The following is a 24,914-nucleotide window of genomic DNA, read 5'->3' as shown; positions in this document are numbered from 1 at the left end:
CTCACGTCACACGTGGGTGGCGCAGGCGGCGAGGATGTCGTCCCAGCTGGCGAGGTCGAAGTGGCCCTTGCCCTCGATCCAGTGGAAGTCGACGCCGGGGATCGTGCGTTCGAGGTGGCGGCCCATCTCCTGGGAGACGAAGATGTCCTGGTCGCCCAGCCAGATGTGGGTGGGCACGGTGACGGCCGTCAGGTCGAGGTCCCAGTCGCGGAAGGCGATGAGAGCCTCGTGGGCGCCTCCTCGGCTGCCCTGGCGGAAGGCCTCGATCTCTGACCTCCGCAGGTGGTCCGCCAGGTGGGCGTCTCGCAGGGCCGCGCGGTCGGCGGGCGGGACCGAGGAGCGCATGATCGCTGAGAACAGGGCCGGCCAGTGCTTCGCGCACCAGCCCAGGGGGGCGAAGGCCACCCGCATGGTCCAGCCCGCCCGGCGGGCCAGGGCCGCGTAGCAGAGGTCGAGGGTGTGCATGCCGGCCCGGATCTCGGGGGTGGCCACCGGGCCCCACGGGCCAAGAGCGCCGATGAAGGTCAGGCGGCCGGGAAGGAGGGAGCCGCAGGCGAACAGGTGCGGGCCCGCGCCGGAGTGGCCCACCACGCCGAACCGCTCGAAGCCCAGCGCGTCGGCGAGCGCACTTACGTCGTGGGGCCAGTCACGGAAGGTGCGGTGCCGTTGGTACGTGGACCGTCCGTATCCTGGCCGGTCGGGGGCGATGAGCCGGAATCCATGCCGTTTCGCCGCCTGGTCGGCGAACGCCCCTTCGAGGCGGCTGCCGGGGGTGCCGTGGAAGTAGAAGGCGGGGTAGCCCCGAGGATCCCCGAACTCGGCGTAGGCGAGCTCTCGTCCGTCATCCAGTCGCACCATGTGCAGCTCCGGAGATTTGGGCGACCCCCCAGGGCGATCGCCCAAATTCTACCCCTGAACGGCTACTCCCACTCGATGGTGCCCGGAGGCTTGCTGGTCACGTCGACCACCACCCGGTTGACGTCCCTGACCTCGTTGGTGATGCGGGTGGAGATGCGCGACAGCACGTCGTAGGGCACCCGCGCCCAGTCGGCCGTCATCGCGTCCTCGGAGGTTACGGGCCGCAGAACGACGGGGTGGCCGTAGGTGCGGCCGTCGCCCTGCACGCCCACCGAGCGGACGTCGGCCAGCAGCACCACCGGGCACTGCCAGATCTCCCGGTCCAGGCCGGCCCGTGACAGCTCCTCGCGGGCGATCGCGTCGGCCTCGCGCAGCAGGTCGAGCCGCTCGCGCGTCACCTCGCCGATGATCCGGATGCCGAGGCCGGGCCCTGGGAACGGCTGCCGCCAGACCATGGCCGACGGCAGGCCGAGCTCCTCGCCCGCGCGTCGTACCTCGTCCTTGAACAGCGTCCGCAGCGGCTCCACCAGCTTGAACTGCAGGTCCTCGGGGAGCCCGCCGACGTTGTGGTGCGACTTGATGTTGGCGGTGCCGGTGCCGCCGCCGGACTCGACCACGTCGGGGTAAAGAGTGCCCTGGACGAGGAAGTCGACCGGGCCGTCGGCCATGATGGCCCGCTGCTCGTCCTCGAAGACGCGGATGAACTCGCGGCCGATGATCTTGCGCTTCTCCTCGGGGTCGGTGACGCCTTCGAGGGCCTTCAGGAACCGGTCGGCGGCGTCCACGACGCGCAGGTTGACGCCGGTGGCGGCGACGAAGTCGCGCTCGACCTGCTCGGCCTCGCCCTTGCGCAGCAGGCCGTGGTCGACGAAGACACAGGTCAGCCGGTCGCCGATGGCGCGCTGGACGATGGCTCCGGCCACCGCGGAGTCGACGCCGCCGGACAGCGCGCAGATCGCGCGCCCCTCGCCGACCTGCCGGCGGACCGCGTCGATGGACTCCTCGACGATGTTGAGCATGGTCCACGTCGGGCGGCAGCCGGCCGCGTCGAGGAAGTGCCTGAGCACCTGCTGGCCGTGCTCGGAGTGGAGCACCTCGGGGTGGAACTGCACGCCGTAAAGGCCGCGCTCGGGGTGCTCGAAGGCGGCGACCGGGGTCTCGCTGGTCGAGGCCGTCACCGCGAAGCCCTCGGGAGCGGCGGCGACGCTGTCGCCGTGGGACATCCAGACCTTCTGCGTGGCGGGCAGCCCGGCGAAGATCACGCCCTCGGTCAGCACCTCCAGGGCGGTGCCGCCGTACTCGGCGACGCCCGTGCGGGCCACCTCGCCGCCCAGCGCCTGGGCCATCGCCTGGAAGCCGTAGCAGATGCCGAACGTGGGCACCCCGGTCTCGAACAGGCCGTGCGGGACGTCCGGGGCGTTGTCGGCGTAGACCGAGGAGGGCCCGCCGGACAGGATGATGGCCTTCGGCTTCTTGGCCAGCATCTCCTCGACCGGCATCGTCGAGGGAACGATCTCGGAGTAGACGTGGCACTCGCGCACCCGCCTGGCGATCAACTGTGCGTACTGCGCACCGAAGTCGACGACGAGCACTGTGTCGAACTCAGACACCGAGAGAACCCCCCAAAAGGCGAATGCGGTGCTCTCAGTCTATCGGCCGCACGCTCAGACAATCGCGCCGAGGAGCCCCAGCGGCGGAGAGCCCAGATCGAGCATCGCCTTGTGGAAGCGCTGGAGCGTGAAACCCGCGCCCCACTCGCGCCGCGCCTGCTCGCGCAGGTCCATGATGACCAGCTTGCCCCAGGTGTAGCGGCCGTACGTCGGGTCGAACGAGGCCCGCCTGGCTTCGGCCAGCGCCCCCGGGCCCACCAGGTGGGTGTCGGTCTCGAAGCGCCTGGCGGCGTCCTCGACGGTCATGGCCCCGGTGTGCACGCCGATGGCGCAGGCGAGCCGGGTGACGCGGATCAGCGCCTCCACCCAGACGCCGATCTCGAAGCGCGGGTCCTGCGCCTCGAAGCCCTCCTCCACGCAGAGCTCCTCGGCGTAGTGCGCCCAGCCTTCGGCGAACGACATGGACTGCAGCAGCCGCCGCACGTCCGACCCGGCCCGGCGCAGGGCCAGGCCGTGCGAGAAGTGGCCGGGCGCCACTTCGTGCACGTTGATCGCGGGCAGGGTGGTGTCGCTGAAGATCTCCAGCCACTCCTCGGCGTCCTGCTCGGGCCAGGAGGGGTCGGGCGGGGTGATGTAGTACCACGACGGGCCCTCGGGCTCACCCGGCGCGTTCCACGACATCATCGCCATCGCCCACCGGCGTGACTCCGGCGCGAGGCCGACCAGGCACTCGCCGTCGTGGTAAGGCACCAGCTCCTTCTCGGCCGTGAACGCGATGGCCTTACGGGTGCCGACGCGGGCCGCCTCGATCACGCCGTCGGCGTCGGGGTGGCGCTTGACCAGCTCGCGGACCACGTCGAGGGGCGCCCGGTCCCGTTCGCCGAGTTTGGCGCAGCCGTCGGCCAGCCGCTCCAGCAGCCTGCCGCGCTCGGCGTCGGCGCGCTCGGCCAGCCTGCCGAGGTCGACCTCCAGCCCTTCGCCGGCGCCCATCAGCCGGGCCAGCGCCGGCGCGCCGAGCGAGGCGTCCGGGTCGCCCTCGGCGGCGGCCCGCTCGATGTGCGTGACGAGCTCGCCGTGGGCCTTCAGCGCGGTCTCGTCGGTGATCCCCGCGGCCAGGCCCCTGACGGCGCCGAGCAGGGAGCTCGCGACCGGGGCGCTGAGCCGGTCGAGCGCGGTGACCGCGTGTCGTACGGCCTCGGGCCAGCGCGCGAGGTGGGCCGCCTTGGCCGCGGCGCGGTCCGGCTCCGGGCCGTAGTCGCGGTCGTAGCAGGCCAGGTCCAGGTTGGACAGATGGCACAGGGGGTTGCGCCGGTGCAGCTCCAGCTCGCCGTACTGGGCGCGCAGGCTCTCCTCGAACACGCGCATGTGCCGGGCGTCGTACGGATCCTCCGGCGCGGCGCCCTCACCCAGCCGTGCCAGCCCGGCCCGCACCCCGTCGGGCGAGAGGTCCTGGATCATCCCGTCGTACTCGTGCCTGCCGCCCGTCTCACGCGCCTCCGCCACGGCCAGGTCGGTGATGGCCCGCAGTCGGGGCTGGAGTTCCGTCATGCCCGCGACGCTAGCGCAAGCAGCGCGATCTTGGAATCGGGTACGGGCGCCGCCGCTCTGATCGTGAAAGAGTCGGTGAGGTGAGCTGGGATGTCCGGGCGCTCGACCTGCTGCAGGCCGGGCCGCCCACGCCGTTGATCGAGTTTCCCGTCGCCGTGCCCGGGGTGCGGCTGCTGCTGAAGGACGAGTCGGCGCAGCCCACGGGCAGCCTGCGGCACCGGCATGCCCGCGCGCTGTTCCGGCAGGCGGTGCTCGACGGGCTGCTCGGCGAGGGGACGACCGTGGTGGAGGCCACGGGGGGCAACGCCGCCGTGGCGCAGGCCTGGTACGCCAGGCGGCTCGGCCTGCCGTACATCGTGGTCATGCCGGGGGCGCGGAGCGAGGAGCGGGCGCGGCCGGTGGAGGAGCTGGGCGGCGAGTGCCGGTTCGTGACGCCGCCGGTGGCCATCTACGACGCGGCGCGGAAGGTCGAGGGGCACTTCCTCGACCAGTTCGGGCGGGCCGCCGAGCACGACCTCGCCGGCGAGCTGTTCGCGCAGGTGCGACCGGACTGGGTGGTGGTGGGGGCGAGCACCGGGGCCACGTCGGCGGCACTCGGCCGATGGCGGCGGGAGCACCAGGCGGACGGGCCGTCGACCGACCCCACGGTCGGGCTTACGGACGAGCCCGCAGGCGGGCACGCGGACGCGGACAGGCACGCGGGCGGGCCCCGGGTCGCCGTGGCGGATCCCGAGAACTCGGCGTACTTCCCCGGCTGGACGCTCGACGTGCCCGACTACGCGACCGGGATGCCGTCCCGGATCGAGGGGGTCGGCCGGCCCCGGATGGAGCCGGGGTTCCGGGCCGACCTCGTCGACCTGGTCGTCCCGGTGCCCGACGCGGCGAGTGTGGCGGCGGCCCGGCATATCAGGGAGGTGACCGGGCTGCCCGTGGGCGGCTCGTCCGGCACCGCGCTCTGGGCGGCGCTGGAGCTGGCCGAGCGGATGCCCGGGGGCGGCACCGTGGTGTCCGTACTGGGCGACGCGCACGAGCGGCATCTGGCGACCTACCACGACGACGGATGGGCCGCCGCGAAAGGGCTGGACGTACGGGCGCACCAGGAGCGGCTGCGGCGGCTCAGCCCAGCGGATGGCTGACCCAGACGTTGGGCTCGACGTAGACGGCGTAGTCGCGCTCGACCTCGCAGTGCACGGGGCTGAGCGCCCCCGGCACCTCGATCTCGCCGGACCGGTCGAACGGCAGTCCCGTCCAGCTCCGCCACTCCTCCAGCGTGCCCGGCACGACCATGGAGCGCGGCGCCACCTTGACGATCTTCCCGCCCACGCGGGCGTGCACCCGCAGCCAGGCGTCGTGGGGCAGGCCGTCGGCACGGGTGCGGAAGGCGTACTCGCTCATCGGGGTGTGCGGTTCGAGGTGTTTCTGGTTGGGTCTGACCGGCGCGAGGAGCTCGTCGAAGCCGAGCCTGACCGCGTTGTCGCGCATGGCGAGGACCATCCGCGAGGAGATGCCGTGGCCGAGCAGGTCACGGCGGACGGTGATCTCCAGGGCCGAGATCCGGTCGGGGCGGGTGCCCCTGTCCCTGGCCAGCCGGCCTCGGCGGATCACGCCGTCCCAGCCGTCGTCGGGCGGCTCGGCGCCGTCGAAGGTGAAGGGCATGGTGCACCCTCGCGCCACGAGCCTGCCGGGTTCGCCGTCGTCATCGGCCACCAGCACGTATTCGGGGTACATGCGGGCGGCGACGTCGTAGAAGAAGTCGGCGAGCGGGTCGTTGAGCATGAACTCCTGCCAGGAGTTCTCCATGTCCCACAGTGTGGAGGCGAACTCGGGGCGCTCCGCCAGGGTCGTGATCCGGAGAGTCATGCGAACTATCCTCACACTTCGCCGGGCCACCCGGCATGCCACGGCGTTATGCATCCAACTCATCGCTAAATTCGGCGATCCCGGCCGTACGCCGAAATTTCGGGTGATGGTGGCCGGGATCGCCGTAGATCAGTCGCAGGCCACGCCGCTCAGGGAGAGCCTGCCGTTGTAGTCGTCGCCCGGCCCGGTATGGTCGCCGTGCTTGGCGTGGATGCTCACGCAGATGTTCCTGCCGTACACCTTGACCGGTCCGGCGTGGTACTTGAAGCGGCCGACGTCCTTGTCGTAGTTGTTCTTCCAGTTGTCCTCCGCCCACCTGGAGTTGTACATCTCCAGGTACATCGGGGTCTTCTCGCCGTACCTCTGGTGGTCGGAGCGCTTGACCAGGGCGGCGCAGTTCCACCCGGTCCGCGCGTTGTAGAAGAGCTTGACGTCGCTGATGTAGTACGTGCCGCCGTCGAGCGCGTCCTTCATCGGCACCTTCCAGCTGCCGACCTGCGTGCCGCTGCAGCCGTACGCAGCGGCGCCCGCCGCCGGGGAGGTGATCAGGTGCAACGCCATGGCGGCGACCCCGGCCAGGGCGACGGTCAGTGTCCTCTTGAGCATGGTAAAACCCCCGAAAGAGACAAATTTCCGCAAAGTCCCCTAACCACCTCCCCGGGGGCCGCTAACCACCAGCGTGTCGTTCGTTACCGTTTTGCGACCTCCATGACTACTGATCAGTAGGTTTTGTCGATGGGCCAGTATTGACGCATGCCTGACATCGCACCGCTGAGACCGGAAGATCCACGCAGCCTCGGCGGCATGGACCTGCTCGGCCGGCTGGGCGAGGGCGGGCAGGGCGTCGTCTACCTGGCCACCGACCCCTTGGGAGCGCAGGTGGCGATCAAGTGGCTGCGCTCCGATCAGGCCGCCGACCAGGTGAGCATCGGGCGCTTCCTGCGCGAGGTGGAGGTCGCCCAGCAGGTCGCGCCGTTCTGCACGGCGGCGGTCCTGGGCACCGGCGTCGAGCTCGACCGGCCCTTCATCGTCAGCGAGTTCATCGACGGCCCTTCCCTGCAGCAGGTCGTCCAGCAGGAGGGCCCCCGCGGCGGCACGACCCTGCACCGCCTGGCCATCGGCACCGCCACCGCCCTGGCCGCGATCCACCAGGCGGGGATCGTGCACCGCGACTTCAAACCGGCCAACGTGATCATCGGCGCCGACGGCCCCCGGGTGATCGACTTCGGCATCGCCCGCGCCCTCGACGCCACCTCCACGCTCAGCAGCATGCCGGTCGGCACCCCGTCCTACATGCCGCCCGAGCAGATCATGGGCCATCAGGTCGGCCCGGCGGCCGACCTGTTCTCGTGGGGCGGCACGATGGTCTACGCCGCCTCCGGCAAGGCCCCGTTCGGCAGCGACACCATGCCCGCGGTGCTCAACCGGGTGCTCAACAAGCCGCCCGATCTGAGCGGGCTCGACGGCCCGCTGCTCGATGTGGTCATGGCGTGCCTGGACAAGGACCCGGCGCGGCGGCCCACCGCCGAGCAGGTCATCATCCGGCTGCTGCAGCGGCCGGTCCCCCAGTCGGGCATCCTCGCACAGGGCTCCGCCGCCGCGATCCCCGCCGGGGCGTGGCCCGCACCCGCGGCCTATCCCACGCAGCCGCCCACCGCGCCCGCCGGACAGCCCCGGCCGGCCCGCGCGCCGAAGGTCAAGCCCCGGACGGTGCTCGTCATGGGCGCGGCCGTGGGGTGCGCGCTGCTGCTGCTCGCCGGCGTGGTGACGGTCAACCAGCTGAACCGGACCACGGCCAGTGCGTCCCTGACGAGTCAGGCCCCCACCCCCACCGCCCCGGCGCCCGCCGTGCCCGCCACAGGCACCCCCCTGAAGGTCCCCGGCGGCTCGATCACCATCTACGAGAACGAATCCGACCCCATCACGCTGACGTCCTACGAGGTCTACGACGAAAAGGGCAAGGAGTGGGTCGACTACGCCCGGCAGTCGCTGAACGGCACCTTCGTCAAATACCCGAACAACAAGGAGTCGATGGTCTCGCCCGACGGCCGCTACCTGGCCACGCGGGGCAAGGACTACTCCTCCGACGACTTCGACTTCATCGAGATCATCGACCGCCGGTCGGGCGGCGAGGTCACGGTCAAGACCGTCCGCTCGCCCCTGCAGAGCACGATCCGGTCATGGTCCAAGGACGGCTCCAAGATCCTGCTCAACGTCGAGGAGAAGACCGGCGACGAGTGGTACTACGTCGGCTTCGCCGTCGTGGACGTGGCCACGCACGAGCGTGAGATCGTCATGGCCCGGGACAAACAGGTCCAGGAGACCGCCTTCGGCTGGGACAACGAGGAGAAGGGCGTCGTCAACGTCTACGGCGACCAGGACAAGGGCCTGCGCTTCTACGACACCGCCGGCAAGGTCACCCGCGAGGCGCCCGGCATCGGCACGCTCGCGTCCGGCACCATGGACATCTTCTCCCCCTCGGGCCGGACCTTCGTCACCGACTGCCCCGACGGGGGCGACGGCGACCACTGCCTCTGGGACTCCGCGACGGGCAAGCGGCTGCGCACCTTCACCTCCGAATGCGACAAGGTGCTCGGCTGGTACGACGAGACCCACCTCTACTGCTGGGAGCAGGACAACGCGGCCAGGGACAACGTCCAGGTGGTCGACTTCAAGGGCAAGCTCGTCCGCAAACTGATCGACATCGGCGAGGACGTGGACTACAGCCCCATCTACACGATCGACGTCCCCGGCGGCTCCTGAACCGGTCGCCGCCGGAATCCGTCAATGAGGGCATGAAGACGCTGACGCGCCCGGTGCTGGCCGCCGCGGCCCTCGCGACGGCACTGGCCGCCTGCACCGCTCCCGCCACCCCGGACGACAGACCACGGCAGAGCCTCGGCGCCGTCCGCCTGGTGGCCTACAACGGCTGCGACGACCTGCTCGGCGGGCTGCGCGCCAAGGCAGCCGAGAACGTCGGCCCGTGGGGCTTCGGCGGCCCCCAGGTCATGTACATGGAGGACGCGAGCGCCGCCAGGCAGAAGGTCGCCCAGACCCCCGACCACTCCATGACCAACACGCACGAGGCTGGCGTGGACGAGCCGGACCTGGTCAAGACGGACGGCGACCGCGTCTACACCGTCAGCGGCGGCACCCTGCGGATCATCGACACCGCCACCAGGAAGGTCACCGCCTCCCTCGACCTGTCCACCGAGGACGCGCCCGGCTACGCGCCCGCCGACCTCCTCGTCTCGGGCGAGCGGGCGCTGGTCCTGTTCCAGGGCGGCGGCGCCACCATGAAGAGGGGCTTCGCCCCCGCCGGCGAGACCAGGTACGTGCTCGTCGACCTCGCCGGCAAACCCAGGGTGCTCGGCTCGGTCAAGCCCGAGGGCACGCACGTGGACGCCCGGATGGTCGGCTCCACCGTGCGTTTCGTCACCCGGAGCCAGCCGGACATCACCTTCCCCCAGACCAGGGACCAACTGCCCGAGGCCGAGCGCACCCGGATCAACCAGCAGGTCGTACGGCGCGCGCCGCTGGCGGCCTGGCTGCCGGAGATCGAGATCACCGACGCCTCGGGCACGGTCAGGAAGGAGCCGGTCCCCTGCGAGCGGGTCAGCCACCCGGCCGACTACACCGGCACCTCCCTGCTGACCTTGCACACCCTCGACCTGTCGCAGGGCCTCACCGCCGCGGGCACCACCCCGATCGGGCTGGCCGCCGACGGCGACATCGTCTACGGCACCGGGCAGAGCCTGTACGTGGCGAGCAATCCGCGCTGGTGGTTCCCGATCCAGCCTGCCATCGCGGAGAGCGAACCCACTGGCGAGGTGCCCCCCGCCACCGAGCCGGTACCGGTCGAGCCCACACCCACGCCCACGTCCTCGGGCCCGCCGCCGGAGGAGACGGAGGTGCACCGGTTCGACGTGAGCAAGCCGGGCGCCCCCGCCTACGTGGCCTCCGGCAAGGTGCCGGGCCGGCTGCTGAACCAGTACTCGATGTCCGAGCACGACGGCCACCTCCGCGTGGCCACCACGCTCACCTCTGGGGACGGCAGGTCCAGCGCCAGCGGCGTGCACGTGCTCGCCGCGGACACGCTGGCCGAGGTCGGCCGGGTCGGCGGGCTGGGCGAGGGCGAGCGCATCTACTCGGTCCGGTTCATCGGCCCGGTCGGCTACGTCGTCACCTTCCGCCAGGTGGACCCGCTCTACACGCTGGACCTGCGCGACCCGGCCAAGCCCGCGGTGACCGGCGAGCTGAAGATCACCGGCTACTCCGCCTACCTGCATCCCAGCGGCGACGGCCGGCTGATCGGCATCGGCCAGGAGGCCAGCGACCAGGGCCGGACGCTCGGCACGCAGGTCTCGCTGTTCGACGTGCGGGACCCGGCCGCGCCGCGCAGGCTGTCGCAGTTGTTCCAGAAGGACTCCGGCTCGGAGGCCGAGTGGGACCCGCACGCCTTCCTCTACTGGCCCCAGACCGGCACCGCGGTCATCCCGCTGAGCTCCTACGGCGACGGCGAGCAGCGCAGCGGCGCGGCGGTGTTGAAGATCACCGACTCGGAGGTGAGCCGGGTCGGCATGATCGAGCATCCGGCGGGGCGCGCCGGCGAGTACCCGCCCGGCATCCAGCGCTCGATGATGATCGGCGACTCCATCTGGACGTTCTCCTACGCGGGCGCGCAGGTCAACGACGCCGCCACGCTGGACCGGCAGGCATGGATCCCGCTCGGCTCATGACCCCTCGGCGACCGGCTCGATCTCGGGGGCGCCGAGCCTGATGGCGTCGGCCGCGTGGTCGGTGTCCTGCTCCTGCGACAGACGCTCCGCCTCGACCCGCTTGGTGAAGTACTCGACCTCGCGTTTGACCTGCTCGGCGTCCCAGCCGAGCGGGCCGGCGAGCAGCTCGGCGGCCTCCTGCGCGACGGCCACGCCGCGGTGGAAGGTCTCGATCGAGACGTGGGTACGGCGCGTCAGCACGTCGTTGAGATGCCTGGCGCCCTCGTGGGTGGCGGCGTAGACGATCTCGGCGCGCAGGTAGTCGTCGGCCCCGTGCAGCGGCCTGCCCAGTGACGGGTCATGCTCGACCAGCTCCAGCACCTCGTCGATGAGCGAGCCGTAGCGCTGCAGGAGGTGCTCGATCCGGGCCACGTGCAGGCCGGAGGTGTGGGCGAGCCGGTGGCGGGAGTTCCACAGCGCCTGATAGCCCTCGGCGCCCGCCAGCGGGATCCGGTCGGTGCAGGAGCGCGGGACGCGCTGGTCCAGGCCGTGCGCGACGGCGTCGACGGCGTCCTTGGCCATGACCCGGTAGGTCGTGTACTTGCCGCCGGCGATCATGACGAGCCCCGGCACCGGGTGGGCCACCACGTGCTCGCGCGACAGCTTGGACGTCTCGTCCGACTCGCCCGACAGCAGCGGCCGCAGCCCGGCGTAGACGCCTTCGACGTCATCCCTGCTCAGCGGCACCGACAGCACGGCGTTGACGTGGTCGAGCAGATAGTCGATGTCCGCCCGGGACGCGGCCGGGTGCGCCTTGTCCAGCGTCCACTCGGTGTCGGTGGTGCCGATGATCCAGTGCCTGCCCCACGGGATCACGAAAAGTACGGATTTCTCCGTACGAAGGATGAGTCCCGTGACGGAGTGGATGCGGTCGCGCGGCACCACCAGGTGGATGCCCTTGGACGCCCGCACGTGGATCTGCCCGCGCCCGCCCACCAGCTCCTGGATGTCGTCGGTCCACACTCCGGTGGCGTTGACCACCTGCTGCGCCCGCACCTCCATCTCGTGGCCGGACTCCATGTCCTGCACCCGCACCCCGGTGACGCGCTCCCCCTCCCGCAGGAAGCCCACCACCTGCGCCCGGGGCGCCACGTGGGCGCCGTAGGTGGCGGCGGTCCTGAGCATGGTCATCACGTAGCGGGCGTCGTCGACCTGCGCGTCCCAGTACTGCACGGCGCCGGTGAAGGACGAGCGCTTCAGCGCGGGCGCCAGCCGCAGGGCCCGGCTCCTGGACAGGTGACGGTGCCCCGGCACACCCCTGGACACCCCGGTGGCGATCCCCAGCGTGTCGTACAGGGCCACCCCCGCCCCCACGTAGGGGCGCTCCCACCCGATGTGGGTCATCGGGAACAGGAACGGCACCGGCCGCACCAGGTGGGGTGCGATCCGCTGCAGCAGCAGGGCCCGCTCCTGCAGCGCCTCCCTGACGAGCTCGAAGTTGAGCTGTTCGAGATAGCGCAGCCCGCCGTGGATCAGCTTGGACGAGCGCGAGGAGGTGCCGGAGGCGAAGTCCCGCGCCTCGACCAGACCCACGTCCAGGCCGCGCGTGGCGGCGTCGAGCGCGATCCCCGCGCCCACCACCCCGCCGCCGACCACGACCACGTCCAGCTCGCGCGCGGCCATGGTCTCCAGTGCCGCACTACGCTCGACGGGACCCAGCCGGGCCACGCGTTTACCCGCCGCCATGACTCTCCTTGAGATACGGGGCCTTGTCTCCTTGCGCCCCCATACTTACCCGTTCATCGAGCCGCATGTAACGCCGCGGGCTACGTACGGACCCCGATCACGCGCGGATCAAGCACGGATCAGGCACGGATCAGGCACGGATCACCGTCACTCCGGCGTCGGTGAGCCGGGCCGCGACCAGGTCCGGAAGCTGTGCGTCGGTGACGAGGGTGTCGATCTGCTCGATGGGGCAGATACGGGAAAATGCCTTCTTGCCAATCTTCGAGGAGTCTGCCACCACCACGACCCGCGCGGCCCGGGTGATGAGCAGATGATTCACGCTCGCCTCGCCCTCGTGGTGCGCCGAGGCGCCGAGCTCCACGTCCAGGCCGTCCACGCCGAGGAAGGCCACGTCGAGCGTGACCTGCTCCAGCACACCGGAGGAGAGCGGGCCGATGAGCTCGTAGGACTGCTGCCTGGCCACCCCGCCGGTGACCACGATCTTGACGTGCTGCCGGACCGTGAGCTCGGCGGCGATGTTCAGCGCGTTGGTGACGATGGTGAAGCCGGACTCCAGCGTGGACCGGGTGGCCAGGACGCGGGCCAGCTCGGAGGTGGTGGTGCCGCCGTTCAGGCCGAGCACCGCGCCGGGCTTGACCAGCTCGGCGGCGGCCTCGGCGATGCGCTGCTTCTCGCCCCCGCGCCTGGCCGTCTTGTAGCGCAGCGGCAGGTCGTAGCTGACGCTCTGGGCCACCGCGCCGCCTCGCGTGCGCATCAGCATCTGCTGCTGGGCGAGCTGGTCGAAGTCGCGGCGGATGGTGGCGGTGGAGACGTCGAGCGCCTGGGCCGCCTCCTCGACGGAGAGCCGGCCTTCCTGGGCGAGCAGTTCGAGGATCGCGTTCCAGCGGTCATAACGGGACACGATCTTCTTCCCTTCGCCGGAATCGTCAGGTGGCAAGCGTGGCACACGGGCTGGACCGGAGCCACTGATGCCCATTTAAGCTTGCTTCTGGTATAAAAAGTGCAGAAACAAGCAAATCTGGAGGTAGCGGTGACCAGCCACACCGAAGCCGAGATCGCCTCACCGATACTTTCCTCATGAGCCTCACTCTCGCCGACGCCCGCATCGTGACCCCCGAGGGAGTTCACGAGGGGTGGCTGACCATAGAAGACGGCCGCATCACACACGTCGGCCACGGATCCGCCCCCCGAGCCGGGCACGGCCTCGGCGGGCGGCACGTGGTGCCGGGCTTCGTCGACATGCACAACCACGGCGGGGCGGGCGGCTCCTTCCCGGCCGGCGAGCAGGACGGCGCGCGCGAGGCCGTGGCGCTGCACCAGCGGCACGGCACCACCACCCTGGTGGCCAGCCTGGTCACCGACTCCCTCGACCGGCTGTCCAGGGCGGCCGCGTCGCTGGCCGAGCTCTGTGACGACGGCCTGCTGGCCGGCATCCACTTCGAGGGTCCGTACATCTCCAAGGCGCGCTGCGGCGCCCACGACCCCGCGCTGCTGCGGGAGCCGTCGCCGCAGGAGGTGGCCGGGCTGGTCGAGGCCGGGCGCGGGCATGTGCGGATGCTGACGATCGCCGGCGAGCTGCCCGGCGCCCTCGACACGATCCGGATGGCCGCCGCCGAAGGCGTGATCGCCGCGCTCGGCCACAGCGACGCCGACTACGACCAGACCCTGGCGGGCATCGAGGCGGGCGCGACCGTCGCCACCCACCTCTACAACGCGATGCCGCAGCTCGGCCATCGCGACCCCGGCCCGATCGCCGCGCTGCTGCAGGACGAGCGCGTCACGGTCGAGCTGATCAACGACGGCGTGCACGTACACCCGGCCATGCTCACCCTGGCCTGCGAGGTGGCGGGCCCCGGCCGGACGGCGCTGATCACCGACTCGATCTCGGCCACCGGCCTGAGCGACGGCGAGTATCTCCTCGGCCCGATGCGGGTCGGCGTCGTGGACGGCGTCGCCCGCCTGGTGGAGGGCGGCTCGATCGCGGGCTCCACGCTCACCATGGACGTCGCCTTCCGCCGCACCGTCCAGGAGCTGGGCCTGTCGCTCCCCGACGCGGCGCAGGTGGCCTCCCTGACCCCGGCCCGCGTGCTGGGCCTGGCCGACCAGGTCGGCTCGATCGCCGTCGGCAAGTCGGCGGACCTCGTAGTGCTCTCCGACAAGCTGGAGGTGGCCGGAGTGATGCAGCGCGGCGCCTGGATCACGGAGCCCCGATGATCCTGACCGTGACCCTCAACGCCGCGCTCGACGTCACCTACGAGGTGCCCCGGGTCGACTGGGACGGCGTCAACCGGGTGGCCACCGTGCATCGGCGGGCCGGCGGCAAGGGCGTCAACGTGGCCCGCGTGCTGGCGGCGCTCGGCCAGGAGGTGCTGGTCACCGGCCTGGCGGGCGGGCCGACCGGCCTGGCGGTGGAGGCCGACCTGCGGGCCGCCGGGCTGCCCTCGGCGATGGTGCCCATCGCCGCCGACTCCCGCACCACGCTCGTGGTCTCGGACACGCAAAACCCTTCTGACGGTACGCGGACCGCGCTGTTCAACGAACCCGGGCCGCAGGTGACCGACGACGAGCTACGAAATTTCGTGACAACGTATGAGGCGATGTTGGTAGACGCGCAGGCGGTGGTCCTCTCCGGCAGCCTGCCACGCGGTGTCCCCGCCGACACCTACGCGAGGCTGGCGGCCCTGGCCTCGGCCAAGGGCGTGCCCGCCATCGTGGACGCCGACGGCGAGCCGCTGCGCCACGCGCCGCAGGGCAGGCCCGCCATCGTCAAGCCCAACGCCGAGGAGCTGGCCCGCGCCGTGCCGGACGGCACCGTCGAGGAAGGCGCCCAGGCACTGCGCGACCAGGGCGCCGAAGCCGTGGTCGTGTCCATGGGCTCGGCCGGGCTGCTGGCGGTCACCGCCGAGGGCACGCTGCGCGCGCGGATGCCGTACAAGGTCGAAGGCAACCCGACGGGGGCCGGCGACTCGCTGGTGGCGGGGCTGGCGCTGGGCCTGGTCGAGCCGTCATCGTGGCACGACATGCTGAGGACGGCGGCGGCGCTCGGCGCCGCGGCGGTCGCGTCGCCGGTGGCCGGCGACTTCGACCGCGACGTCTTCAGCGACGTACACCCCCTGATCGAGATCGCATAAGGAGACCGTCATGCCCCTCGTCGCAGTCGGCGACATCATTCGCGACTCACCCGCCGGGGTGGGCGCGTTCAACGTGATCCAGCTTGAGCACGCCACCGCCATCGTGGCGGGCGCGGAGGCGCTCGACCTGCCGGTGGTGCTGCAGATCAGCGAGAACTGCGTCCGCTACCACGGCGAGCTGGAGCCCATCGCGCTCGCCTCGCTCGCGATCGCCCGGCGGGCCGAGGTCCCCGTCGCGGTGCACCTCGACCACGCCACCGACCGCGCGCTCGTCGAGCAGGCCGTGCGGCTGGGGCTGGGCTCGGTCATGTTCGACGCGTCCGCCCTCCCCGACGAGGAGAACGTCGCCGTCACCGCCGATGTGACCGCCTGGTGCCACGAGCGCGGTGTGTGGGTGGAGGCCGAGCTCGGCGAGGTCGGCGGCAAGGACGGCGTGCACGCTCCCGGCGCCCGCACCAAGCCGGACGAGGCGGCCTCCTACGTGGCCAGGACCGGCGTCGACGCGCTGGCCGTCGCCGTGGGCACCTCACACGCGATGACGACCAAGGACGCGGTGCTCGACCTGGCGCTGATCGCCGAGCTGCGGGCCACCCTGGCGGTCCCCCTGGTCCTGCACGGCTCCTCGGGCGTGCCCGACGAGACCCTGCGCCAGGCCGTGAGCCAGGGCATGAAGAAGATCAACGTCGCGACCCACCTGAACAAGGCTTTCACCGGCGCGATCCGCGACTATCTGGCGCACGACGAGAAGGTGGTCGACCCGCGCAAGTACGTCAACGCGGGCCGGGACGCGGTCACCCGCGAGGTGACGCACCTGCTCGGCGTCCTCACGGGGTGAGCTCCTTGCGCATGGCCACGGCCGAGCGCCCCTCGACACCGACCCGCCCGGTCTCGACGTAGCCGAGCGACTCGTACAGCGCGATGTTGGTGGTCATCTTGACGTTGGTGTAGAGCCGGAGCGCGGGCAGGGCGAGCCGCCGTGCCCGCTGCTCGGCGTAGGCCAGCAGCATCCGCCCGAGGCCCCTGCCGTGCCGTTCGGGCCGGACCGCCACGTTGTCGACGAGCAGCACGCCGTCTTCGGGGATGAGCACGATCAGGCCGTCGAGCTCGGGCTCGGTCACGTACACACACCCCGCCTCGATGAGCGCGCCGTAATCCGCCTCCATCGGCATCGGCCGCATGCCGATGATCGGCACCCACGGCTCGTAGGCGTCGTGCACGAGCTTCTCGACGGCGGCCCTGTCAGCCGCTCCGGCCTGGCGCACGCGGGTCATCCTCCTGCTCCCAACTCGGCGAGGACCCGTTCGGCCTGTCTGCGGAAGGTGCCCGGCGGGTTGCGCGGCCCCTCACCCGACAGCAGGAACAGCCAGGTCAGGGCGTGCAGCCTGCGGCACTCGCGCAGCCGCGCGCGCTCGGCCGCCGGCAGGTCGAAGTGGCGCAGGACGTCGATCTCGCCGTCCACCCACATCGACACGTGCTGCGACAGCTCCGCCAGCTCGAAGGCCCGGTCGCTGCGGCCGGAGTCCTCGAAGTCCACGATCCGCACCCGCTCGCCGTCCCACAGGAAGTTCGCCAGGTTGCCGTCGCCGCCGCCGAACACCGGCCGCGCCCCGCCGTCGTCCGGCCGCCACCGCTCCAGCCACTGCTCCAACCACTGGCAGCCCTCCCTGACCGCCCGGTCGGCCAGCGGGTCCTTGCCCGGCCAGCGCTCGCACCACTCGCGCGCCTGCTCGGCGAGCGCCTGAGCGTGCCAGTTGCGCAGCGGCACCTCGGCCAGCACCTCGGGCGGCACCGCGGCGTGCAGCTCCGCGATGGCCGCGGCCATCTGGCGGGCGTACGCCGCGGGCTCGGGCAGTCCGCGCACCGGCCGGCCCTCGATCCGGGACATGATCACGCAGCCGTGGAAGGAGATCGGCCTCGGCGCGAGCCCCGGAGCGTAGCGGGCCAGCAACGTCAGCGCGCGCCACTCGCGTTCGGCCGCGTGGGGCCTGTCCGCTCTGTAGTGCTTGGTGACGACGTCACCTCGCACCTCGATCGTGTGCGTCCCTTGCAGATCGGCCACCTCCGCATGTTAGGCGAGCAGGCGGTCCACGGCGCTCGCGACCAGGCCGTGGATCTCCTCCTCCGTGAAGATGTCGGGCAGGGTGAGGCGCTCGACGATCAGCCAGTTGAGCGCCGCGTAGAGCAGCAGGACGGTCGTGGTGTCGCCGGGCAGGCCGGACTCCAGGTGGTGGCTGACGTTCGCGTCGATGTCCGCGCGGATCCGCTGGGTGAGCACGGCCCGCAGCTCCGGCCGTCTGGTCGCCTCCAGCCGCAGCTCCAGCAGGGCCAGATAGCCGGAGCGGAAGGCGGAGACCCGGTCGACGATCTCCCGCATGAGCGCCAGCAACCGGTCCCGGTCGCGCGGCCCCTCCATGCTCAGCGCGAACGTGCGCGCGTCGGGTTGTAGCCGTTCGTAGATTCTGCTTCCCACCTGGGTGAAAAGCTCGTCACGGTTGGCGAAGTAGTTGGTGGCGGTGCCGACGGGCACCTTCGCCGCCGCGTCCACGGCCCTGAACGTCAGCCCGCGCGCCCCCTGCTCGGCCAGCACCTCGATGGCGGCGTCGATCAGTGCCGCCCGCCTGGCCACGTTCTGTCGCACCACTTGACACCACTCCAGATGTAGTACTACGTTCTAACCACTTCACCTATAGTACTTCATCAGGAGTGATCAGGTTGCGAAAGCTCGTCTACTACGTCGCCGTCTCCATCGACGGTTACATCGCCGGCCCCGGCGGCGAGTTCGACTTCTACCCGGTGGCCGACGACCTGGCCGCCTACCTGAACGACCGGCACCCCGAGACCATCCCCACCCAGATGCGGGCCGAGATCGGCCTGGACGTGCCCAACAAGCGCTTCGACACCGTCCTCATGGGCCGCGGCACCTACCAGCCCGCCCACGACATCGGAGTCACCAGCCCGTACGCCCACCTGCGCCAGTACGTGATCTCCAGCACCATGCCCGAGGTCACCGATCCGGCGGTCGAGCTCGTCCCCGGCGACCCGATCGGCCTGGTCCAGCGCCTGAAGAAGGAGGACGGCATGGACATCTGGCTCTGCGGCGGCGGCAAGCTGGCCAACTCCCTCCTGCCGGAGATCGACGAGCTGATCGTCAAGTGCTACCCGGTGGTGGCGGGCTCGGGCATTCCCGTCTTCGACGGCGACTTCCGCCCCACGCCCTTCGCCATCACCGGCACCCGCACCTTCAGCAACGGCACGGTCCTCCTGGAGTACGTGCGCGGCTGATCACCACGGCAGCGCCCTCCCGTCACGGAAGAACCCGCCCGTGGGACCGCCGTCCGGCAGCTCGACCGCCCACAGCACACTCCGCGCCCCCTCGGCCACCGGCCGGCCGCCCGGCCCGCCCATGTCCGTGGCCACCCACCCGGGGCAGACGGCGTTGACCAGGACGCCATCCGGGCGCAGCTCGGCGGCCAGCATCCTGGTCAGCGCGTTCAGCGCCGTCTTGGAGACCGCGTAGGCCGGGGTCCCGCCGCCCATGCCCGCCAGGGATCCCAGCTCGCTGGAGACGTTCACCACCCGCCCGTGGCCGCTCTCGCGCAGCAGCGGGAGCAGCGCCAGCGTCACCCGCCAGGCTCCCAGCAGGTTGGTCTCCAGCGCCTCCCGGACCACGTCCAGATCCGCGCTCCCGGCCCACTGCCAGGTGTCGTAGTGGACGGCGGCGTTGTTCACCAGCACGTCCAGCCGCCCCAGCCGCTTGCCCACCTCCCGGGCGAGCGCGTCCACCGACGCCTGGTCGGTGACGTCCAGGCGCATCGGCACGGCCCCCGGCAGGCCTGCCACCGCCCGCTCCGCCTTGCCCATGTCCCTGGCGGTCAGCACGACCGTGTCGCCCGCTTGGCAGAGCTGCCTCACCAGCTCGTGCCCGATCCCCCGATTGGCGCCTGTCACCAGGCAGACTCGATCCACCCCAGGCCCCCTTTCCCTCGCACACCCCCTACGTACCCAAACCTGACGGAAGCCTCGGGACGGGGTGGGGGTGGGGGTGGGGCCGTACAGGCGTGCGAAAGGCGCGCCACGGCGGTGGCGCGCCTTTCCGGGAGGGGGTCAGCGCTGGGTCGGCGCGACGACGACCTCGACGCGCTGGAACTCCTTGATGTCGGAGTAGCCCGTGGACGCCATGGTGCGCTTGAGCGCGCCCATGAGGTTCATCGAGCCGTCGGCGACGCTGGACGGGCCGTGCAGGATCTGCTCCAGCGGGCCGACCGTGCCGAACTCCACCCGGCGCCCGCGCGGCAGGTCGGGGTGGTGGGCCTCGGAGCCCCAGTGGAAGCCGCGGCCCGGCGCCTCGGCGGCCCTGGCCAGCGGGGAGCCGACCATGACGGCGTCCGCGCCGCAGGCGATGGCCTTGGCGATGTCGCCGGAGGTGCCCATGCCGCCGTCGGCGATCACGTGCACGTAGCGGCCACCGGACTCGTCCATGTAGTCGCGGCGGGCCGCGGCCACGTCGGAGATGGCCGTGGCCATCGGCACGGCGACGCCCAGGACGTTGCGGGTGGTGTGGGAGGCGCCGCCGCCGAAGCCGACCAGCACGCCCGCCGCGCCGGTGCGCATTAGGTGGAGCGCCGCGGTGTGCGTGGCGCAGCCGCCGACGATCACCGGCACGTCCAGCTCGTAGATGAACTGCTTGAGGTTGAGCGGCTCGGCCCGGCCGGAGACGTGCTCGGCCGAGACGGTGGTGCCGCGGATGACGAAGATGTCCACGCCCGCGTCGATGACCGCCTTGTGGTATTGGACGGTGCGCTGCGGTGACAGCCGCACGGCGGTGGTCACGCCGGACGCGCGGATCTCCTCGATGCGACGCCCGATCAGCTCTTCCTTGATCGGCGCGGCGTAGATCTCCTGGAGTCTCCTGGTCGCCGCCTCGGTGTCGAGCGACGCGCACTCCTCCAGCAGCGACGACGGGTCGTCGTACCGGGTCCAGAGACCTTCGAGGTCGAGCGGCGCGAGACCGCCGAGCCGGCCGATCTCGATCGCGGTGGCGGGCGAGACGACGCTGTCCATGGGCGCGACGATCACGGGCAGCTCGAACCGGTAGGCGTCGATCTGCCAGGCGATCGAGACCTCTTCCGGATCGCGGGTACGCCGCGAGGGCACGAGGCCGATCTCGTCGAGCGAGTAGGCGCGGCGGCCGGACTTGCCCCGGCCGATCTCCACCTGCTGAGTCATGGATTACCTTCTGTGATAGTTCGGAGCTTCCACGGTCATCTGGATGTCGTGGGGGTGGCTCTCCTTGAGGCCCGCCATCGTGATGGGCATGAGCTCGCAGTCGGTGTGCATCTGGGCGATGGTGCGACACCCGGCGTACCACATGCCCTGACGCAGGCCGCCGACGAGCTGGTGGGAGACGGCCGAGACCGGGCCGCGGTAGGGGACCTGGCCCTCGATGCCCTCCGGGATGAACTTGTCCTCGCCGCCGACCTCGGCCTGGGCGTAACGGTCCTTGCTGAAGGAGGTGCCGCCGCGCTCGCGGTTGCGCACCGCGCCGAGCGACCCCATGCCCCGGTAGGACTTGAACTGCTTGCCGTTGATGAAGATCAGCTCACCGGGCGACTCCTCGCAGCCGGCCAGCAGCGAGCCGAGCATGACCGTGTCGGCGCCTGCGGCGATGGCCTTGACGATGTCGCCGGAATACTGCAGGCCGCCGTCGCCGATCACCGGGACCCCGGCGGGCGCGCAGGCGCGCGAGGCCTCGTAGATGGCGGTGACCTGCGGCGCGCCCACCCCGGCCACCACGCGGGTGGTGCAGATGGAGCCGGGTCCGACGCCGACCTTGACCGCGTCGGCGCCCGCGTCGACGAGCATCTGCGCGCCGGCCCTGGTGGCGATGTTGCCGCCGATGACGTCGACCTTGCTGTTGGCCTTGACCTGGCCGATCATGTCGGCGAGCCCCTTGGAGTGGCCGTGCGCGACGTCGACGACGATCACGTCCACACCGGCCTCGATGAGCGCCTTGGCGCGCACCTCGGCGTCGCCTCCGACGCCGACCGCGGCGCCGACCACCAGGCGGCCGTCGGCGTCCTTGGTGGCCAGCGGATATTGCTCGCTCTTGGTGAAGTCTTTGACCGTGATGAGGCCGCGCAGCCTGCCGTCGGGGTCGACCAGGGGCAGCTTCTCGATCTTGTTCTGCCGGAGGAGGGAGTAGGCGTCGTCACGCGAGACCCCCACGGGGGCGGTGACGAGCGGCATCTTCGTCATGACCTCGCGCACCGGCCGCGCCTGGTCGGTCTCGAAGCGCATGTCGCGATTGGTGACGATGCCGACGAGGATGCCGGACGCGTCGGTGACCGGCACACCCGAGATCCGGTACGTCGCGCAGAGCCGCTCGACGTCGGCCAGCGTGTCGTCGGGGCTGCAGGTCACCGGGTTGGTCACCATGCCCGCCTCGGACCGCTTGACCAGGTCGACCTGCTGGGCCTGCTCCTCGACCGACAGATTGCGGTGCAGGATGCCGATGCCGCCCTGCCTGGCCATGGAGACCGCCATCCGGGCCTCGGTCACGGTGTCCATGGCCGCCGAGACCAACGGGATGGACAGGGTGATGCCGCGTGACAGACGGGTGCGGGTGTCGGCGTCACCTGGCTGCAGGTCTGAATACGCCGGCACGAGCAGCACGTCGTCGAAGGTCAGACCTGTCGCGGTGAACTTGGACATGCTGCGGCCCCTCCCGCCGATGCGCTGAATGAGCCAAGTCTAGGGCCTGCGTCCAAACGCATGTGATGCCGGGAGGACGATGACCCCCACGGCCCGTCGTACTCCCGGCATCGTCAAGCGCCGAAAGGTGGGACGGTCGGTGTCACCGTCCCACCTCCGGCCACCGGCACCGGACCGAGCACGCGCCTCACGCCACCGAACCCCCCTCCGCGTCCTGATGGCCGACGCTGCCCGGCCCCTCGGGGTGCCGACGCAGAGTTAAGCCTGAGTTACGCAACGGCACAGCGCAACGTGAAAACGTGCAATTGCACTAAGCTGCACGCCGTACCGATGAGTCCCTCCGCAAGGAGCGGACAAGTGGGAAATGCCGGGTTATTCTCGCGGCACGCCTGTCCCCCCAACGGAGCCCGACACCATGCGCAGCGAGCATCAGACCATGCCCGAGCCGCTTGAGACGCTGGGCCTGGGCCCCACTCAGACGGCCCTCTACGCAGCCGTGCTGCGCCTGCACCGGGCCACCAGCAGCGAGCTCGCCGCGGCCATGGACGATCCGGTGGAGAAGGTCGGCAGGGAGCTCGACGATCTCGTCAGGCTCGGCGTGGTGGACGAGGAGTCGGGCGAGTACCTCGCCAGGCATCCGGCGGCGGCGCTCGGCCGGCTGATCGCCGAGCGGCTCGACCGCCTCGCCGAGGAGAGCCGCCGGATCGACTCCGCGCTCGGCTCGATCCGGGGCCTGATCCGCGACTACGACGCCGGTCGCGACTACCAGAGCGGCCCCTTTCCCGTGGAGCTGGTCAGCGGGGCCGACGTGCTGTACGAGAGCGTCGTGGGCATGGCGGTGCAGGCGCCGCCGATGACGCTGCTGAGCGCCATCCCCGACGAGCGAACCATGATCGACTTCGCCCGCAAGTACGCCGACACGTGGATCAACGCTCAGCGGCAGGGGTTGCTGCTCGTGCGGGCGGTCATCCCGGTCGGCACGCTGGTGCTCCCCGGCGTACGCGACCAGCTCACCCGCATGATCGAGGCGGGCGGCCAAGTGCGCACGCTCGACCAGGTGCCGAGCTGGTTCGTCGCGGCGGGCCCCGACGCGGCCGGCCTGCCCGCCCTATGGGGCGGCAACCTGCCCGACCACGCCTACAACTTCTATCTGATGCGCACCCCCATCGTGGTGGGCATGCTGCACTCCCTGTTCGACGAGCTGTGGGGGCGCGCCGTACCCTTGCCGTGGCTGCCGTCGGGCCGTGAGGGCGGCGGCATGGTGCAGGTGCTGCGACTGGCCGCACAGGGCATGTGCGACGAGTCCATCGCACGCCACCTCGGCGTGTCGGTCCGTACGGTGCGCGCGCGGTTCGCCGACGCCATGTCCGAACTGGGCGCTCAGTCACGCTTTCACGCAGGCGTGGAGGCCGCCAGGCGCGGCTGGCTGCGTCAATGACCGCCGCCGGCACCGCTTCGGTCATATGGTGGGAAGGTGCTGGAAGACGTCCCCCGCGACCCGTTCGCGGACGACCCTGACGACCCGTCCTCGGCGATGGGCGAGCTCGACGACACCGAGCCTCTCACCGCCGCCGAGCGGGACGAGGCGGTCACCGACCTGGCGGACGTCGAGGTCTTTCGCTCAGTGCTGGAACCGCAGGGGGTCCTCGGCCTCGTGCTCGACTGCCCCGAATGCGGCGAGCAGCACTTCTTCGACTGGGACCTGCTGCGCGGCAACCTGCGCCAGATGATCGAGCTCGGCCGGCCCCAGGTGCACGAGCCGGCGTACTTCCCGGACCCGGACGAATACGTCAGCTGGGAGTACGCCCGGGGCTACGTCGACGGCGTCATCGACACCGAAGAGCGCCGCTGACCGACCACGTCCTCAGCGCACTCCTGACCGGCCACGTCGCCGGAGCGCCCCTGATGGACCCGGTCACCGGAGCACCGCTGATCGACCACGTCGCCGCGCAGGACGGCGAGCACCCGAGCCGCGGGATCCCGGCAGTCGGGCGGCTCCCCCGCGGCGAGCGCGTCGAGCAGCGCGTCGCTCTCTTCCTCTGGCGTCAAGCCGACTCCAGCTCGGCCATCTGCCTCAGCCTGGCCAGCGCCCGATGCTGGGCGACCCGGACGGCACCTGGTGACATGCCGAGTACATTACCCGTCTCCTCCGCCGACAGGCCCGACACCACCCGCAGGAGCAGCAACTCCCGCTGATTCGGCGGCAGCCGGGCGAGCAGCCGGCGCGCGTGTTCCACCTCGATGTAGCGGACCACCGTCTCCTCCGGCCCCGGCCCGTCGTCGGGCCCGTCCGGAAGATCCTGAGTGGGTACGGCCGAGCGCACGGAACTGCGCAACGCGTCGGCCACCTTGTGCGAGGCGATCCCGAACACGAAGGACGCGAAGGGCCTCCCCATGTCCCTGTAGCGCGGCAGCGCGGACAGGACCGCGATGCACACCTCCTGGGCGACGTCATCGGCAATGTGATATTGCCCGGTAACGCGGCCCAGCCTGGCGCGGCAATACCGCACCACCATCGGACGCAACTCGCCGAGCAAGGATTCGATCGCACTGCGATCCCCCTGCACAGCGAGGCTCGTTAGTTCCCTAAGGTCGGAGTCATCCGTCCGTGCCGGAAGTCTCGACGCGAGCCTTACCCCAATTTTGGCGTCGGCGACGCTTCCCTCGCTCACGTTAGGCATGATGCCCGCACTGATCCGGCCTGTCGTCATCGCGAACGGCTACGGATTGGT

At 71.1% G+C, this 24,914-nt stretch carries 24 protein-coding genes; 9 read left to right on the top strand and 15 right to left on the bottom strand.

Annotated elements, in window-relative coordinates:
- Window positions 1–6 precede the first annotated feature (6 nt).
- From ACIBQX_RS23945 to ACIBQX_RS23935, 3 genes are all read right to left on the bottom strand, one after another.
- Window positions 7–858, bottom strand: a complete 852-nt coding sequence (locus ACIBQX_RS23945) for an alpha/beta fold hydrolase (RefSeq protein ID WP_397007992.1) — start codon at window positions 856–858, stop codon at window positions 7–9.
- 62 nt (window positions 859–920) lie between these two features.
- Window positions 921–2,468: a glutamine-hydrolyzing GMP synthase gene (guaA, locus tag ACIBQX_RS23940; protein ID WP_397007990.1), complete on the bottom strand. Its 1,548-nt coding sequence runs from the start codon at window positions 2,466–2,468 to the stop codon at window positions 921–923.
- A 54-nt stretch (window positions 2,469–2,522) separates the two neighbouring features.
- Window positions 2,523–4,016: a DUF885 family protein gene (locus ACIBQX_RS23935; RefSeq protein WP_397007988.1), complete on the bottom strand. Its 1,494-nt coding sequence runs from the start codon at window positions 4,014–4,016 to the stop codon at window positions 2,523–2,525.
- A gap of 80 nt (window positions 4,017–4,096) precedes the next feature.
- On the opposite strand from ACIBQX_RS23935, the gene ACIBQX_RS23930 reads away from it, so the two are divergent.
- Window positions 4,097–5,152 (top strand): PLP-dependent cysteine synthase family protein, encoded by a 1,056-nt coding sequence (locus tag ACIBQX_RS23930; protein WP_397007986.1) that lies wholly within the window; start codon window positions 4,097–4,099, stop codon window positions 5,150–5,152.
- On the opposite strand, the gene ACIBQX_RS23925 is transcribed toward ACIBQX_RS23930, so the two are convergent.
- On the bottom strand, window positions 5,133–5,876 hold the full coding sequence (locus ACIBQX_RS23925; protein WP_397007984.1) for an N-acetyltransferase: 744 nt from the start codon (window positions 5,874–5,876) through the stop codon (window positions 5,133–5,135). The genes ACIBQX_RS23930 and ACIBQX_RS23925 overlap by 20 nt on opposite strands.
- A 129-nt stretch (window positions 5,877–6,005) precedes the next feature.
- A complete protein-coding gene (locus tag ACIBQX_RS23920) occupies window positions 6,006–6,482 on the bottom strand; it encodes a hypothetical protein (protein WP_397007982.1) in 477 nt (158 codons plus the stop codon).
- Between the two features lie 147 nt (window positions 6,483–6,629).
- On the opposite strand from ACIBQX_RS23920, the gene ACIBQX_RS23915 reads away from it, so the two are divergent.
- On the top strand, window positions 6,630–8,639 hold the full coding sequence (locus ACIBQX_RS23915) for a protein kinase (protein WP_397007980.1): 2,010 nt from the start codon (window positions 6,630–6,632) through the stop codon (window positions 8,637–8,639).
- A 32-nt stretch (window positions 8,640–8,671) separates the two neighbouring features.
- The gene (locus ACIBQX_RS23910) at window positions 8,672–10,615 is read left to right on the top strand and encodes a beta-propeller domain-containing protein (RefSeq protein ID WP_397007978.1); all 1,944 of its coding nucleotides are present in this window, start codon (window positions 8,672–8,674) and stop codon (window positions 10,613–10,615) included.
- On the opposite strand, the gene ACIBQX_RS23905 is transcribed toward ACIBQX_RS23910, so the two are convergent.
- Together ACIBQX_RS23905 and ACIBQX_RS23900 are read right to left on the bottom strand one after the other, a co-directional pair.
- Window positions 10,610–12,340 (bottom strand): glycerol-3-phosphate dehydrogenase/oxidase, encoded by a 1,731-nt coding sequence (locus tag ACIBQX_RS23905; protein ID WP_397007976.1) that lies wholly within the window; start codon window positions 12,338–12,340, stop codon window positions 10,610–10,612. The two genes, ACIBQX_RS23910 and ACIBQX_RS23905, sit on opposite strands and share 6 nt — an antisense overlap.
- Before the next feature lie 130 nt (window positions 12,341–12,470).
- Window positions 12,471–13,241 carry a DeoR/GlpR family DNA-binding transcription regulator gene (locus ACIBQX_RS23900; RefSeq protein WP_397007974.1) on the bottom strand — a complete coding sequence of 257 codons (771 nt, stop codon included), beginning with the start codon at window positions 13,239–13,241 and terminating at the stop codon, window positions 12,471–12,473.
- Between the two features lie 176 nt (window positions 13,242–13,417).
- Here ACIBQX_RS23900 and nagA point away from each other — a divergent pair, with 176 nt between their 5' ends.
- From nagA to ACIBQX_RS23885, 3 genes are read left to right on the top strand one after another with little or no spacing between them, the layout of a single operon-like run.
- A complete protein-coding gene (nagA, locus tag ACIBQX_RS23895; protein ID WP_397007972.1) occupies window positions 13,418–14,554 on the top strand; it encodes an N-acetylglucosamine-6-phosphate deacetylase in 1,137 nt (378 codons plus the stop codon).
- The gene (locus tag ACIBQX_RS23890; RefSeq protein ID WP_397007970.1) at window positions 14,551–15,471 is read left to right on the top strand and encodes a 1-phosphofructokinase family hexose kinase; all 921 of its coding nucleotides are present in this window, start codon (window positions 14,551–14,553) and stop codon (window positions 15,469–15,471) included. The genes nagA and ACIBQX_RS23890 overlap by 4 nt, the downstream gene beginning before the upstream one ends.
- 10 nt (window positions 15,472–15,481) lie before the next feature.
- On the top strand, window positions 15,482–16,306 hold the full coding sequence (locus ACIBQX_RS23885) for a ketose-bisphosphate aldolase (RefSeq protein WP_397007968.1): 825 nt from the start codon (window positions 15,482–15,484) through the stop codon (window positions 16,304–16,306).
- Here the strand turns inward: ACIBQX_RS23885 and ACIBQX_RS23880 are convergent.
- Genes ACIBQX_RS23880 through ACIBQX_RS23870 form a run of 3 tightly spaced genes read right to left on the bottom strand, consistent with a single transcriptional unit; the run spans window position 16,296 to window position 18,109 of the window.
- Window positions 16,296–16,742, bottom strand: coding sequence for a GNAT family N-acetyltransferase (locus ACIBQX_RS23880; protein WP_397007966.1), 447 nt, complete (start codon window positions 16,740–16,742; stop codon window positions 16,296–16,298). The two genes, ACIBQX_RS23885 and ACIBQX_RS23880, sit on opposite strands and share 11 nt — an antisense overlap.
- Window positions 16,739–17,530, bottom strand: a complete 792-nt coding sequence (locus ACIBQX_RS23875) for a phosphotransferase (protein WP_397007964.1) — start codon at window positions 17,528–17,530, stop codon at window positions 16,739–16,741. Before ACIBQX_RS23875 ends, ACIBQX_RS23880 begins: the two co-directional genes overlap by 4 nt.
- 9 nt (window positions 17,531–17,539) lie before the next feature.
- On the bottom strand, window positions 17,540–18,109 hold the full coding sequence (locus ACIBQX_RS23870) for a TetR/AcrR family transcriptional regulator (RefSeq protein WP_397007962.1): 570 nt from the start codon (window positions 18,107–18,109) through the stop codon (window positions 17,540–17,542).
- Between the two features lie 74 nt (window positions 18,110–18,183).
- Between ACIBQX_RS23870 and ACIBQX_RS23865 the strand changes: the two genes are divergently transcribed.
- Window positions 18,184–18,753 (top strand): dihydrofolate reductase family protein, encoded by a 570-nt coding sequence (locus ACIBQX_RS23865; protein ID WP_397008827.1) that lies wholly within the window; start codon window positions 18,184–18,186, stop codon window positions 18,751–18,753.
- On the opposite strand, the gene ACIBQX_RS23860 is transcribed toward ACIBQX_RS23865, so the two are convergent.
- The 3 genes from ACIBQX_RS23860 to guaB form a co-directional block, all read right to left on the bottom strand.
- Window positions 18,754–19,419 carry an SDR family oxidoreductase gene (locus ACIBQX_RS23860; RefSeq protein ID WP_397007960.1) on the bottom strand — a complete coding sequence of 222 codons (666 nt, stop codon included), beginning with the start codon at window positions 19,417–19,419 and terminating at the stop codon, window positions 18,754–18,756.
- Between the two features lie 156 nt (window positions 19,420–19,575).
- Entirely contained in the window at window positions 19,576–20,697 is a 1,122-nt protein-coding gene (locus tag ACIBQX_RS23855) for a GuaB3 family IMP dehydrogenase-related protein (RefSeq protein ID WP_397007958.1), read from the bottom strand.
- Window positions 20,698–20,700: 3 nt separating this feature from the next.
- Window positions 20,701–22,182 carry an IMP dehydrogenase gene (gene guaB / locus ACIBQX_RS23850; protein WP_397007956.1) on the bottom strand — a complete coding sequence of 494 codons (1,482 nt, stop codon included), beginning with the start codon at window positions 22,180–22,182 and terminating at the stop codon, window positions 20,701–20,703.
- 415 nt (window positions 22,183–22,597) lie between these two features.
- On the opposite strand from guaB, the gene ACIBQX_RS23845 reads away from it, so the two are divergent.
- Window positions 22,598–23,620 (top strand): LuxR C-terminal-related transcriptional regulator, encoded by a 1,023-nt coding sequence (locus tag ACIBQX_RS23845; RefSeq protein ID WP_397007954.1) that lies wholly within the window; start codon window positions 22,598–22,600, stop codon window positions 23,618–23,620.
- Between the two features lie 36 nt (window positions 23,621–23,656).
- On the top strand, window positions 23,657–24,034 hold the full coding sequence (locus ACIBQX_RS23840) for a DUF5319 family protein (protein WP_397007952.1): 378 nt from the start codon (window positions 23,657–23,659) through the stop codon (window positions 24,032–24,034).
- Here the strand turns inward: ACIBQX_RS23840 and ACIBQX_RS23835 are convergent.
- Complete coding sequence (locus ACIBQX_RS23835; RefSeq protein ID WP_397007950.1) at window positions 23,995–24,231, bottom strand: hypothetical protein; 237 nt, start codon at window positions 24,229–24,231, stop codon at window positions 23,995–23,997. The two genes, ACIBQX_RS23840 and ACIBQX_RS23835, sit on opposite strands and share 40 nt — an antisense overlap.
- Window positions 24,228–24,863: a sigma-70 family RNA polymerase sigma factor gene (locus tag ACIBQX_RS23830; RefSeq protein ID WP_189141441.1), complete on the bottom strand. Its 636-nt coding sequence runs from the start codon at window positions 24,861–24,863 to the stop codon at window positions 24,228–24,230. The genes ACIBQX_RS23835 and ACIBQX_RS23830 overlap by 4 nt, the downstream gene beginning before the upstream one ends.
- Between the last annotated feature and the right edge of the window lie 51 nt (window positions 24,864–24,914).

The sequence above is a fragment of the Nonomuraea sp. NPDC049714 genome (genome assembly GCF_044465295.1).
Lineage (GTDB): Bacteria > Actinomycetota > Actinomycetes > Streptosporangiales > Streptosporangiaceae > Nonomuraea.
Note: the sequence above shows the minus strand (reverse complement) of the source record. Positions and strands in the feature narration are given on the sequence as shown.